Source organism: Phycisphaeraceae bacterium, assembly GCA_040222855.1.
Lineage (GTDB): Bacteria > Planctomycetota > Phycisphaerae > Phycisphaerales > Phycisphaeraceae > Mucisphaera.
In genome coordinates this window covers 260,151-272,828 of sequence record JAVKCD010000025.1, presented here as the reverse complement: position 1 = coordinate 272,828, position 12,678 = coordinate 260,151, and the positions used below count along the sequence as shown (strand labels likewise).

The following is a 12,678-nucleotide window of genomic DNA, read 5'->3' as shown; positions in this document are numbered from 1 at the left end:
CCGATAGCTACTTGATGGTGGCTGGAGCTATCGGGCGGTTCGCAATTCCGCAGTATGGGGGCCTGAGATTCCGATGATGGCGACGTGCTGGGCAGTTGAATGCTGTTGGGCGTAGCATGTTGGGCCCTTTGGGCCCTTGATATTCATGGGTCGTCGGTCGGGAACCCCCAGTTGGGAAGGGCTATGGACGCAGCCTGGATCATGCTCTTTGCCGTATTGGCCCCGTTAGCCACGGGTCTGCTGACGCTGCTGCTCCCGCGAGAGAGCATCACACCACGCGTGCTGCTGGCTGCGCTGGGACCGTTGGTTGCGTTTGGGTTGCTCTGGGTTGGTTCGACTCAGATCTATGAGGCCGCTGCGGTTCATGTGGCGGGGCATGGTGGTCATGCAGAGGTGCATCATGCTTCGGGCGCGAGTGCCTACGCGGCGATCCCGCTTCCGACAAGTGGTGTCATCCCGTGGATGACTGACCTGAATCTGGACCTTGCGTTTAATGCCGATGGCTTGTCGATCTTCTTCTCGCTGCTGGTGTCGGGCATCGGGCTGATGATCGTTTTGTATGCGCGAGGATACTTCGGCCCTGATAAGGACTCGCTGTTTCGGTTCTATCCCACGCTTGGCTTTTTCATGACAGCGATGCTGGGCATCGTGGTGTCTGACTACACCCTACAGATGCTGCTGTTCTGGGAGATGACGTCGATTTCGTCATTTTTACTGATCGGCTGGGACCGTTACGACAAGAAGGCCGTGAAGCTCGCCATGCAGGCGTTCTTCACGACCGGGTTGGGCGGGATGGGCTTGTTCGGCGGGATTCTGCTGCTGGGCGTCACCACGGACATCTGGCGGTGGTCCGAGTTGACAGCGCAGATTGGTCAGATCGATCTGGCTGATCCTTGGGTCATCGGGGCGTTTTTACTGATTTTTATTGGTGCCGCGACGAAATCGGCCCAATGGCCGTTCCACTACTGGTTGCCAGGTGCCATGGCGGCTCCTACGCCTGTGTCGGCGTTCCTGCATTCGGCGACGATGGTGAAGGCGGGTGTGTTCCTCGCGGGCCGGATCATGCCAGCGATGTCGGAAATCACGTTGTTCCCCTGGCTGTTGATTGGCTTGGGAGCGATCACGATGCTGCTGGGCGGGGTGATTGCGATCCAGCAGCACGACCTCAAGCGGATTTTTGCCTACACAACCGTGTCGCAGCTTGGGCTGCTGATGGCGATGTACGGGCTGGGCGCGATCACATACCCACACGTGGGCAATGATGGCATCACGCACCTGCTGCCAGCGATTGATCTGGACCTGACCCAGATCGCGAATCATGCTTTTTACAAGGCTCCGCTGTTTATCGCGGCGGGAGCGATCGGGCACTTCCTGTCACGAGATATCACGCGGTTAACCGGAGCGTTCTACAAGTTCCCTGCCACCTGCCTGGTGTTGCTGCTGGCGGGGTACGGACTGGCTGCGGGACCGGGGACGATCAGTTTCCAGGCCAAAGAACTGTTCTTGTATGCGATCTACCACGCGACAGAGGTGTCGGCATGGTTCTGGTTGCTGATGCTGATGACGATCGTGACGGCGGTATGCAATGTCGCGATCTTTGTCCGACTGGCGACAACGCTGTTGGGACTTCCTGGCGGGATGGGTGCGTTCGCTGTTCCGGATCACGATGATCACCACCACGCGCATCCACCTGAGGGTGGCTTGTGGGGTTCGCTGATCTGGTTGCCGGGTCTGCTTCTGGTGATCCCGCAGTATGTCGGCGGGCTATTCCCCGGCTTGTGGAACTCGGTGTTTATGTCCGGTGAGCGTTTTGCGTTCTACGAAAGTTTCGCTCAGGGCGTGCCGAGCGTGTGGTACCTGGTGGCGCATCCTGGCGTGCCGCTTTATTGCTCGCTGGCGGCGATAATCGGTGGCGTGATCGTCGGTTTTCTGCCTCACCTTCGACGCGCGGTGGTGGATGTGCACGACACGATCTATCCCGCGTCCTACTGGTTGGCCGTCACCGGTGGTGGCCGTGTCTTCAGGATGGTCCAGACAGGCCGATTGCGTCAGTACATGTTGATTGTGCTGTTTACCTTCCTGGCAATGTTCGCCGGTGCAGTGGTCAACGACACAAGGATGATTGAGGTCGCGTTGGTTGCGCTCGGCGATCTCTCAGCGTGGTTCGAGTACTGGCCGGGGCTCCTGATGGGGATGCTGGTATGCGGATCGGCGTTGTGCATCCCGGCGACGGAGATCCGCGTCGTACGTATTTTGCTGCTAGGAGCTTGTGGTTTCGCGGTGGTGGGGATCTACCTGATATACCGGGCTCCTGACCTCGCGTTGACGCAGTTGATGTTCGAGATTATCTCGGTTCTGTTGTTTGTGGTCGTGCTCCGCCTGCTGCCTAGAGACCAGCCGCAGAGTCATGCCGGCCGGCCGATGCGAATCGCGGTCAGCGTGGCGGTGGGGCTGGTGATGGGGTGGATGACACTCTTGGCGGCAACGGCTGATCGTCCGATTGATGACTCGGCTCTGCTGGGCACCGTGTTTGCTCAGAACAGTTACTATGGCGATCCGAACTCCGCGTTGCTCTCTGAGCGAGGCGGTGGCGGGTCGAACATCGTGAATGTGATTTTGGTTGATTTCCGCGGTTGGGACACGCTCGGGGAGGTGGTGGTCCTGGCGATCGCTGCCTTGGGTGTGTGGTCTCTGTTGCCCAGCCGGAGAAAGGTTCCGACACCGGCATGAGCACGATCATCCTGCGAATCTCGATGAGTCTGATCCTGCCTATCGGGCTTGTGTTTGCCCTGTATATGGCGTTTAAGGGTCACAACGAACCGGGCGGCGGGTTTATTGGTGGCCTTATGGCGGCGGCCACCCTCGCCATCTTCCGGATGTCATCGGGGGCTGCCGAACTGGACAAGCTACTGCCCTGCCACCCTCGGGTCTTGGTATCGCTAGGGCTGTCGATCGCCTTGGCGACGGCGGTGGCCCCGCTGTTTGTTGGGGAGGGCCTGCTGCGATCTTATCTATGGGACCTGAATCTACCGTTTGGAGAATCACTGCACATTGCATCAGCGATGTTTTTTGACGTGGGTGTTTTTCTGGTTGTGGTCGGCATCTGCGTGGGGATGATCAGCCGATTCAGCGAGGAGCTTGAGCTATGACAGTGATCCTCGCGGTCTGTGTTGCGGTGACCGTTGCTGTAGCGATGTACTTGCTCCTGAGCCGAGAGCTCAAGGGTATCGCGATGGGTGTGTTTCTGATTGGTCACTCCGCCAATCTCGTGATCCTTGCGATGAGTCGGTCGCCGGTGATCACAACCGCCGAGGGCAGTAAGTCGCTCAAGCTCCCACCAATTCTTGGCTATGGCGAGGACGCAGCGGATCCGCTGTCGAACATGGTGGACCCGCTGCCGCAGGCGCTGATTCTCACAGCGATCGTGATCAGCTTCGGTGTGATGGGTTTTCTGCTGGCGTTGATCGTGGTGACCGGTCGTGTGACCGGGACCCTTGATCTTGAGGATTTCGACGACAACCCGGAGGGCGTGGATCCTGAGCGCCAGGCGTTTTCGGCTAGGTGGAATGCCCCGATCCCTGATCCGACACTCAACAACCCTCACCCAAGCGCCCGGGCATCGGGTCGACCCGAGGAGATCGCCACGCCGTGATCCCTGATCTATCCAACCTGATCGTTCTTTACTGCTTGGTCCCGTTGTTTGCGGGGCTGCTGAGTGTGGCGCTCGTGAACCACCAGTGGCCGTCGCGGATCCTCGGTGTGATCAGTTTCGCGACGCTCTTTCTGGGTGCGGTTTCAACGCTCTGCGCTATCGTGCCCGGCCAGGACATCCTCGTGAGTCAGATGGGTGGCTGGGCCGCTCCTTATGGCATCACCTTGGTGTTTGACAGTTTCTCGGGGATGCTGATTGCAGCGGCAGCGGCGGTGTCACTCGGCGCTTACATCCACAGCTTCTCGACACTGCAGCCAAAGGTGGAACGCCGGTATTTTCATCCGCTGATTCAGATGCTTATTTTTGGTGTGAACCTCAGCTTTCTCACCGGCGATCTGTTCAACCTGTTTGTGGCGTTCGAGATCATGCTGATGGCTTCGTACGCCCTGCTTTGCCTTGGGGCGTCGGATCAGCAGCTTCGACATGCTTACAAGTATGTTCTGCTGAATATTCTGGCCTCGACGGTGTTCCTGATGGGTGCCGGGATGGTTTACGGCATGCTGGGCACGCTGAATATTGCTGACATGGCACGGATCGTTGCCGAGGCTCAGGCCAATGGCGAAAGTCTGCCGGTCGGGTTTACAGCGATCGGCGTGCTGTTCCTGTTTGTGTTTGGGCTAAAGGGTGCGTTCTTCCCACTCTGGTTCTGGCTTCCGGATACCTACTGGACGGTGCCGATCGCGATTGGTGGTTTGTTTGGCGGACTGCTGACGAAGGTCGGCGTGTACACCATCGCCCGACTGTTCCCGCTGGTGTTTGCTCAGGCCCCGCCGATTGGTGTTGAGGCTTCGGACATGCGTGTGCTGATCATGGCACTGATCGCGGCGTCCGCGGCATTCACCATGTTTCTCGCGGTGCTCGGCGCCGTGTCACAGCACCACATCCGAAGAATCCTGTCGATTCATGTAATCAGCCAGGTCGGTTACATGGTGTTCGGGATCGCCGTCATGACTGGGCAGGCTCTGGCAGGCTGCGCCTTCTACATGATCCAGCACATGGTGGTGAAGTGCTCGCTGTTCCTGTGCTGCGGGTTGATGGAGAAGCATTCAGGGACTGACGACCTGGATAAGCTCGGTTCCCTGCTGAAGCGCGACAAGTGGTTGGGTGTACTGTTTTTTGTTGCGGCGATGAGTCTTGTTGGGCTCCCACCGCTGTCAGGCTTCTTCGGAAAGATGGTGATTATCCAGTCAGGCTGGTCGGCGGGATTGTGGTGGCTGGCGATCATCGGGTTACTCACCGGAGCACTCACGTTGCTGTCGATGCTGAAGATCTGGAGCTATGGCTTCTGGAATCCGGGGCCGTCTCCTGAGGCAGAACCCGCTGCGGTGGTACGGTCATCAAACCACTTTGCGTACATCGGGACGGTAATGCTCGTGACCATGGCGCTGTTCCTTGGCTTTGGTGCTCCAGTGGCCTATGAGGCTGCGTTCGTTGCTGGCGAGCAGCTCTACAACCCCACGGCGTATGTCGAGGCGGTTCTAGGCGACGGGCGACTGGGTGATATTGCCTGGTCGGACACGATGGATCAGCCCACGGTCACGCCAACCGAGAACCTTGCGTTGAGGACCGCACCATGATTGGCCTGTTTCTGCTGAATCTGTTCCTGGCCACGCTCTATATGGCGCTGCTGGGATCGGTATCGACGATCAACCTTGCGTTTGGTCTGCTCATCGGTTTTGCCATCACGGTGCTGGTATCAAAACTGACCGGCGATGGTAGCTACCTCAAGAGCATCACGAGACTCATCGCCTTTAGCTGGTATTTCGTCCGGATTCTGGTGATCGCCAATCTTCAGGTGGCTTACGAGGTGCTGACGCCTACGCATCACATGAAGCCCAGAATCCTGCGTTACAACGTTGATGGTCTGACAGACGTCCAGAAGACCACGATTGCAAACGCAATCACGCTGACGCCTGGCACTCTGACCTCGGATATCTCCGAGGATGGCCGACACTTGTACATCCACGCGATGTATGCGGGCACGCGCGAGGAAGCGATTGCTGAGTTGGACATGCTTCGTGACCGTATCCTCAAGGAGGTCTTCCGAGCATGAACACGACTCCTTCCCTGATCCTGGCAGCGGCCAAGCCGGTTGATGATGCGACCGCCAACCACTACGGGCATCTTCCACCACCGGACCCCTCGACGTTCATCGATCCGTTGATCACGGCCTGCCTGTGGATTGGCGTCATCACGATGTTCGCGGGCATTCTTCTGTGCCTGTACCGGATCGTGAAGGGCCCCCATCTCGCCGACCGTGTTCTGGCTGCGGATTCATTAGGCTTGCAGGTGGTGGGGCTGGTCTTGGTGCTGGCGATCCGCACACGAATTGATGCCTTTTTTGACGCGGCTCTAACGGTAGCGATCATCGGGTTCGCAAGCACCGTTGCATTTGGGCAATACATCGGTGCACGGGCCCAGGGCGAGGGCCCCTCGGCAAATCAGGAGACCGCCTAGGATGAGTTACTTCACTGATGCATTGACGCTTTTGACGCTTCTCATCGGCATGGCCTTCATGCTCATCGGGGCGATCGGTATTGTCCGGCTGCCTGACACATATCACCGGCTCCATGCAGCGTCGAAGTGCGCCACGCTTGGCCTGGCCGGTTTGCTGCTGGCGTCGGTGTTTCACATCGGAACGCTGGCTGTCGTGACCAAGGCGATTGTGACGCTGGTCTTCGCGTGCGTGGCCGTACCGGTGGGCTCCCATATCCTGGCGAAAGCCGCGCTGCTCGATCGTGCCCCGCTTTGGGAAGGCACGCTCTCAGACGAGTGGTCGGAAGACCAGCCTTCGTGATGTCGTGATAACGGTACGGAGCGTTGATCAGGCAGAGTCGCGATCGACAACATTGAAGGTCTCGCGTTCACCACGACCGCGGACGGGATAATCTTTTCGCAGCGGGTGTGCTGGATACTTCTCCCAGAGCAGGATGCGTCGGAGGTCGGGGTGGTTGCGGAATCGAATCCCAAACATGTCGTAAACCTCGCGCTCTAGCCACTCGGCACCGGGCCAGAGATCAGTAACAGAATCAAGTTCGAGGGCGGGGTCTTCAGCGATCCCAGAGGTATCCATGGTGGGATCAACGTAGGTCTTAATAAAGACCCGGAGATCGTTGTCGAGGCTGGTGAGGTTGTAGATCACGCCAAACCGGCCCTGGGGCGGCAGACCTTTGGGCTCGGGGTAGTTGAGGTAGTCGATGCCGGCGATGTCGTTGAGCATCGCGTAACGGGAACCATCGTCCTGCTTGAGGAAGGCAAGCACATCGTGAAGGTCCGCAGGCGTGACGACGACGGTGGTCTGCCCGCGGAACTCGGTGGCGTACAGAGTGTTGTCTGGAAACTGCGCTTTGAGCAGTGGAAGAGTCGGGTGATTTAGCTGCGGCTGGCTCATCTAGGTCTGGACTCCGGGGGTCTCGGTTTACCCCCCTGCTTGAGGTTTCAGGGGTGGTTGACGATCTGATCGGTCAGCCCGCGGACAAGGCCACGCCAGCGCCCTACAGACTCGGGCCACTCATAGGCCAGCGTGTCAGCGAGAGCAACCGTGTCACCACGGACCATCATATCTTTGAGCTGTTCGAGTCGTTCGCGGAGATGCTCGATGTCGTCGCTGGCAGATCGCTCTTCAATCGCGAGTTCTTCGAGATCGATGCCGGTGATGATGGCCGCTTGGGCCACCGCCTGCTGGGCCTGCATCCAGATGCTCATGGCTTGGCCGATTTTCTCAAAAGCCGGGATCGGGTCATCGCCTTGGAGCAGGTCAGCGGCTTCGGTCTGCAGGCCTTCAGCGGCTAAGAGGGCTTCATCGACTTCACCAAGCGCCGAGGTAGCGAGCATCGTGACGTCCTCAGAGCCAAGTGAGAGGGTCCCGTCAGCAATCTCCAGGTCGCGGCTGTCATCGAGGCCGTCGCCCACGAGTGGCCTGCCATCCAGCTCGACCGAGGCGATCACCCGGCCCTGATCTTCGAGGAGGATACGGGCTTCGTCGAGCACTTCGCCAAGAGTTTGGCCGTCAAGGGTGACCTGGTTGGTGTCGATCGTTACCTTCATGTCCTTATCATATGGGGCTGACGCCCACCGGACCAATCGCCGTGCACACGTTCATCCTGACGCCAACAACCTCCGAAGCCCGACCGATTGCGCGGCGGTTGAGGCTGAAACCTTCGGGGCAAAGATCCTGGGCCGGTGGCGGCATGACGTTGCATGTCGTTGGCATAGGATCAGGAGCGGTTGATCGTATCCCTGATCTGCCAGAGCTCTCAGCCGGCCTGCCACGGGTGCTGGTGGTCGGTCTGGGGGGGGCGTTGGACCCGGTGTTGCAGGCTGGCGATGTATGTCGCCCGGTTCGGGTGGTTAATGAAACCGGGGGATCAATTCCGCTGGATGGCACAGGGTTGGATGAGATTGAACTCCTGAGCACATCAAAAATCATTGTTGATGCTGACCAGAAAACCATGCTACGGCGACAGGTCGGGGCTGCCGTAATTGATATGGAGACGTATGCCATTGCCGAGCGACTGTCCGGACGGGTGAACCTCGGGGCCCTCCGGGTGATCTCTGACGATGCCCAAACGACGCTTCCGCCCGGAATTGACGATTGGCTTCATCCGGAAGGCGTCATCGCACCGTGGGGCCTTGCCCGGAGTCTGTTGCGTCGCCCGGATCGATGGTTTTCGACGGCACGGTTTATGCGACAAGCAGCTAAAGCGACAGCAAGACTGGCCCAAGCCGTCGCCAACGAGGTCGAGGCAAACGCGTAGACTCTGGAAATGAGCGAGCGGACGATTCTGATTTTTGGCGGGACGTTCGACCCGCCCCATCGCGCGCACCTTGAGTTGCCAGAACAAGCTCGGGTCGCGCTGAATGCTGACCTGATTCTTTATGTGCCTGCGGGGGTTCCGCCTCATAAAGTGGGCCAGCGGATTACAGATGGCCAACACAGATTAGCGATGTTACGGTTGGCGTTAGCGGATCGAGAGCACGCTCGAATCGATATCCGTGAGCTGGATGCTCCCGCAGATGATCCGTCATTCACGGTCAAGACGCTCGAGGCGCTAAGACGAGATCATCCTGAGAACACGCACCTGCGATTGTTGATCGGCTCGGATCAGGCGGCGGTGTTTGATACCTGGCGCGAGCCGGAGCGGATTGAGAGGTTGGCCCCACCCGCGGTGATGATCCGCCCACCTTTGACCGCAGAATTGTTTATCGATGGACTCGCTGCTGACCAGGCAGAGCGGTGGCGAAGGCGGCTGGTTGAGGTTGATTCGACTGACCTAAGCGCAACAGCGATCCGCGAGGCGATTCGCTCTGGCGGACCAATCCCAAAGAGCGTTCCCGCTCGAGTCCGTGACTACATCAAGCAGCATGGTCTCTATCGGGATTAAGGGAAGATTCCGCGGATTTTGTAGACGACGTCGAGATGCTCGAAGGCGGCGATGTAAGCAGCGGTTCGCAGATCGCAGTCGAACTGCTCGGCAGCGCTTCGAACGAGTCGTCCGGCGGCGACTATGTGCTCGCGGAGTTCCATATCGACGCGCTCTTCTTCCCAGGTCTCGGCCTGGCGATTCTGTTTCCACTCGAAATAACTAACGGTCACACCGCCTGCGTTGCACAGGATGGCGGGCAGCACCGTAATGCCCTTGGCCAACAGCACACGCTCGCCTTCGGGTGTCATCGGAGCGTTAGCTCCCTCAGCGACGACGCTGGCTTTGATCCACTCAGCGCGTTGCTCATCGATCATCTGTTCAAGAGCAGCAGGGATAAGAATATCGACGTCTTCGCTGTAGAACGCCTTCTCATCGATCGCTTCGGTACCATCAAAACCAGCGACGCCATGGTGTTCTTTGACGTAATCGGCAAGGGCGTGGGCGTGGATACCGGCAGGGTTGCGGATCGCTCCGGTGTGGTCGATGACGGCGACGAGCTTGGCCCCACGCTCGCAGAGGAGCTTGCCGGTCCACGAACCGACGTTGCCGTAGCCGATCAGGCTAAAACGCATACCCGAAAGCTTCATGCCAAGCGGGTCCATCATCTGTTCGAGAACGTAGACAAGCCCTTGTCCAGTAGCTTTTTCGCGGCCATGCGACCCGCCAAACTCAAGAGGTTTGCCGGTGACGATGGCTTGCCCGCCCAGACGGCCATGGGTCGTGGAAAAGTTTTCGTAGGTATCGGCCATCCACGCCATGGTCTGGGCGTTGGTGCCGACATCAGGGGCGGGGATGTCGTGGTCGGGTCCGATGTTTTCGCCCAGGGCGGAGACGAAACGCCGAGTCAGTCGCATACGCTCGCCGTTGGTGAGTGAATATGGATCGACCTGGACCCCGCCTTTGGCTCCACCTAAGGGCAGCCGCATCAGGGAACACTTCATGGTCATCAAAACGGCAAGAGCTTTGACATGATCGAGGCTGACGTCAGCGTGGTAACGAATCCCGCCCTTGTAGGGGCCCAGGATATTGTTGTGCTGGACGCGATAGCCTTTAAAAAGACGCCACTGCCCGGTGTCGAGTTGAACAGGGAAGTGAACGATCAGCTCATTCTTCGGTTGGGCCATGATGAGGCGCAGGTACCGTGGAGCATCGACGACTTCAGCGGCACGCAGGACGGAACCGAGAACCTGCTGGTAAAGGTTCACAGGATCGTAGCGGAAGCCGAGTTCATCAAGGATTTTAAAGGCGTCGCTCTGCTGATTCATACCAGTCATTTCAGGTCAGTAAGTGATGCTCAGAAGAATCGTGCATCAGATGGGATCACACGGGCCCCGCTGGCCCCAAGTCCTCTTATACTCCATCGTCATGATCGTCTACGCCTGTGCAGACCTGATTTTTGCCACCAAGATCCGTGGAACAGCGGAGGCTTTGGGGATTGTCTCAAGGCCAGCCAGGGACAGCCAGAAACTGCAGGCCCGCCTGGACCGTGTAGATGACGGCAAACCGAATGATGCTGTGACGGCCGTTCTGATCGACCTGGACCTCGGACAGGATGCCTTGCCGCTCATCCGGCTGGCGGTGGACCATCCGGCCCAGCCGGTGGTGGTGGCGTTCGGTGCTCATGTGGCCGTAGACCTGCTCAGGGCCGCAGCCGAGGCGGGTGCGGACCCTGTAATGGCTCGCGGTGCCTTTACAGGCCAGCTTCCGGACCTGCTCCAGCGATGGGATCAGCCAAGTCCCGCCTAACTTCGTTCGATCGAATCAGGCTTCATAAACACGCAGGGCCCGCCCACCATCGGCTTGTCGATGGGCCTGCGCTGCCGTGACGCCCCGTAAGAACTCTAGGGAGCTTGAGCCCTGGGAACGGATAGCAAAGTCGCCTAAGCGGCCGTCGGCGGGAAGCAGTTCAGCGTCGGCGTGGAGGTCGGGGGTGAGACCCATCGTCTCGAAGGCGGCGGGATACCAGCCACTGGCGATATTGAGCAGGTCGCTGACGACGGCACTAGCGGTGGGGCCGCGCCCGGCACCAGGGCCGTAGAGCATGACGCGGCCGACAGCGTCGCCTTCGATCATCAGGGCATTGTTGGCGCTGCGAACGCCAGCAAGGATGCCACCGGCGGGGACGTAGCAGGGCTCGACCATCAAAGACAGACTGCCGCCAGCGAGCGTCGCCATACCGAGCAGGCGAAGCTCGTAGCCTACTGCGCTGCCTGCAGCGACATCGTGCTCATCGAGTGAGTCGATGCCGATAGCCCCGACCTGCCCGCTGGAGATACGGCAGCCGAAAGCCAGTGAACTGAGAATGGCAAGTTTGTCAGCTGCGTCCCGACCACTGACATCAAGGGTGGGATCAGCCTCAGCATAACCAGCGGCCTGCGCGTCGGCGAGCGCCTGGCCGTAAGACTTCTCCTTCTCTTTCATCTCGGTCAGCATGTAGTTGCAGGTTCCATTGAGGATGCCAACAAGCGAGACAAACCGATTGGCCATCAGGCCGAACTTGAGCGCCGTGATACAGGGAATCCCGCCCGCGCAGGACGCCTCGAAACCGATCGATACGGCATGCAGACGAGCCTGAGCAAAAAGCTCGGAGCCTTGAGCCGCGAGCAGGGCTTTGTTGGCGGTGACAACGTGCCGACCGGTCTCGATCGATCGGCGAACGTAGTAGCCAGCCCGATCAATCCCCCCCGCCAGCTCGGCGACGATGTTCATGTCGTTGGCGGCGAAGAACACGTCGGGATCATCCGTAATAAGGGCTGGATCCACGAGACCCGTGCCAGTAGCCTTGCCGACATCCCGGACCAGGACGCTCCGGACTTCGACGCTCGCTCCACAACGCTTCTCATAGAGAAGCGCATGGTCGCGGAGCAGTTGGGCCACCCCCCCACCCACGGTGCCCAGTCCGATCAATCCAACGCCGACGGTCCGATGCGTGCTCAAGACAATCTCCTTGGTGACTTGCGGTCAGCAAGCCTACCAGCCTGGGCGATGCTCATCAGGCAGGTTCCACAGGGGCTATACTGGGATCATGGTGAGCCGTACCACCCAATCCTCCGATCCGGCTGAAAATCCGGCGATCATGCCACCGGTGTGCTCGATTTTTCGCCGGTTTTTGCACGCCCAGGGGCTCAAGTTCACAGCGGAGCGGGCGGTGATTCTGGATGCCGTCCTATCGCGCACCGAAGTGTTCGAGGCCGAGCAGTTGCTCTCGGAGATGCGCGAGGCAGAGCAGAAGGTGTCAAAAGCAACCATCTACCGGACGCTCAAGCACCTGGTCGAGTGCCACATCATCGAAGAGGTCCTCCTGGACCCTCGGCAGACGCACTACCAGACCTGTATCGGGAGGCCGCCTACCGGGCACCTCATGTGCGTAGAGACCGGGCGGATCGTCGAGTTCCCGCTCGACGAGGTGACCGAGTTGGTTCGCCAGCTCTGTGCCAAGCACGGCTTCGAGCATGTGGGGCATCGCCTGGTGATTCAGGGCGTTTCGCCGGAGGCCCAACAGGCGGATTCCGATCCCGAGTGAACCTTCTCGCCAGCCTC

At 59.3% G+C, this 12,678-nt stretch carries 15 protein-coding genes; 11 read left to right on the top strand and 4 right to left on the bottom strand.

What is annotated here, in order from left to right:
• Positions 1–183 precede the first annotated feature (183 nt).
• From RIG82_10990 to mnhG, 7 genes are read left to right on the top strand one after another with little or no spacing between them, the layout of a single operon-like run.
• On the top strand, positions 184–2,730 hold the full coding sequence (locus tag RIG82_10990; protein ID MEQ9461464.1) for a proton-conducting transporter membrane subunit: 2,547 nt from the start codon (positions 184–186) through the stop codon (positions 2,728–2,730).
• The gene (locus tag RIG82_10985; GenBank protein ID MEQ9461463.1) at positions 2,727–3,149 is read left to right on the top strand and encodes an MnhB domain-containing protein; all 423 of its coding nucleotides are present in this window, start codon (positions 2,727–2,729) and stop codon (positions 3,147–3,149) included. The genes RIG82_10990 and RIG82_10985 overlap by 4 nt, the downstream gene beginning before the upstream one ends.
• Positions 3,146–3,652, top strand: a complete 507-nt coding sequence (locus tag RIG82_10980; GenBank protein ID MEQ9461462.1) for a sodium:proton antiporter — start codon at positions 3,146–3,148, stop codon at positions 3,650–3,652. The genes RIG82_10985 and RIG82_10980 overlap by 4 nt, the downstream gene beginning before the upstream one ends.
• Positions 3,649–5,289: a proton-conducting transporter membrane subunit gene (locus RIG82_10975; protein ID MEQ9461461.1), complete on the top strand. Its 1,641-nt coding sequence runs from the start codon at positions 3,649–3,651 to the stop codon at positions 5,287–5,289. Before RIG82_10980 ends, RIG82_10975 begins: the two co-directional genes overlap by 4 nt.
• Complete coding sequence (locus RIG82_10970) at positions 5,286–5,765, top strand: Na+/H+ antiporter subunit E (GenBank protein ID MEQ9461460.1); 480 nt, start codon at positions 5,286–5,288, stop codon at positions 5,763–5,765. The genes RIG82_10975 and RIG82_10970 overlap by 4 nt, the downstream gene beginning before the upstream one ends.
• Positions 5,762–6,169 carry a monovalent cation/H+ antiporter complex subunit F gene (locus RIG82_10965; GenBank protein MEQ9461459.1) on the top strand — a complete coding sequence of 136 codons (408 nt, stop codon included), beginning with the start codon at positions 5,762–5,764 and terminating at the stop codon, positions 6,167–6,169. The genes RIG82_10970 and RIG82_10965 overlap by 4 nt, the downstream gene beginning before the upstream one ends.
• 1 nt (position 6,170) lies before the next feature.
• Positions 6,171–6,509 carry a monovalent cation/H(+) antiporter subunit G gene (mnhG, locus tag RIG82_10960; protein MEQ9461458.1) on the top strand — a complete coding sequence of 113 codons (339 nt, stop codon included), beginning with the start codon at positions 6,171–6,173 and terminating at the stop codon, positions 6,507–6,509.
• A 27-nt stretch (positions 6,510–6,536) separates the two neighbouring features.
• On the opposite strand, the gene RIG82_10955 is transcribed toward mnhG, so the two are convergent.
• Together RIG82_10955 and RIG82_10950 are read right to left on the bottom strand one after the other, a co-directional pair.
• The gene (locus RIG82_10955) at positions 6,537–7,103 is read right to left on the bottom strand and encodes an NADH-quinone oxidoreductase subunit C (GenBank protein ID MEQ9461457.1); all 567 of its coding nucleotides are present in this window, start codon (positions 7,101–7,103) and stop codon (positions 6,537–6,539) included.
• A gap of 47 nt (positions 7,104–7,150) precedes the next feature.
• Positions 7,151–7,759, bottom strand: a complete 609-nt coding sequence (locus RIG82_10950; protein MEQ9461456.1) for a hypothetical protein — start codon at positions 7,757–7,759, stop codon at positions 7,151–7,153.
• A gap of 11 nt (positions 7,760–7,770) precedes the next feature.
• On the opposite strand from RIG82_10950, the gene RIG82_10945 reads away from it, so the two are divergent.
• Together RIG82_10945 and nadD are read left to right on the top strand one after the other, a co-directional pair.
• Positions 7,771–8,469, top strand: a complete 699-nt coding sequence (locus RIG82_10945) for a hypothetical protein (protein MEQ9461455.1) — start codon at positions 7,771–7,773, stop codon at positions 8,467–8,469.
• Between the two features lie 9 nt (positions 8,470–8,478).
• Entirely contained in the window at positions 8,479–9,096 is a 618-nt protein-coding gene (gene nadD / locus RIG82_10940; protein ID MEQ9461454.1) for a nicotinate (nicotinamide) nucleotide adenylyltransferase, read from the top strand.
• Here the strand turns inward: nadD and RIG82_10935 are convergent.
• Positions 9,093–10,403: a Glu/Leu/Phe/Val dehydrogenase gene (locus RIG82_10935; protein MEQ9461453.1), complete on the bottom strand. Its 1,311-nt coding sequence runs from the start codon at positions 10,401–10,403 to the stop codon at positions 9,093–9,095. The two genes, nadD and RIG82_10935, sit on opposite strands and share 4 nt — an antisense overlap.
• Positions 10,404–10,503: 100 nt before the next feature.
• Here RIG82_10935 and RIG82_10930 point away from each other — a divergent pair, with 100 nt between their 5' ends.
• On the top strand, positions 10,504–10,884 hold the full coding sequence (locus RIG82_10930; GenBank protein ID MEQ9461452.1) for a hypothetical protein: 381 nt from the start codon (positions 10,504–10,506) through the stop codon (positions 10,882–10,884).
• A 15-nt stretch (positions 10,885–10,899) separates the two neighbouring features.
• Here RIG82_10930 and RIG82_10925 read toward each other — a convergent pair whose 3' ends face one another.
• A complete protein-coding gene (locus tag RIG82_10925) occupies positions 10,900–12,075 on the bottom strand; it encodes a homoserine dehydrogenase (GenBank protein ID MEQ9461451.1) in 1,176 nt (391 codons plus the stop codon).
• An 88-nt stretch (positions 12,076–12,163) separates the two neighbouring features.
• Between RIG82_10925 and RIG82_10920 the strand changes: the two genes are divergently transcribed.
• A complete protein-coding gene (locus RIG82_10920) occupies positions 12,164–12,661 on the top strand; it encodes a transcriptional repressor (GenBank protein ID MEQ9461450.1) in 498 nt (165 codons plus the stop codon).
• The last annotated feature ends 17 nt before the right edge of the window (positions 12,662–12,678 follow it).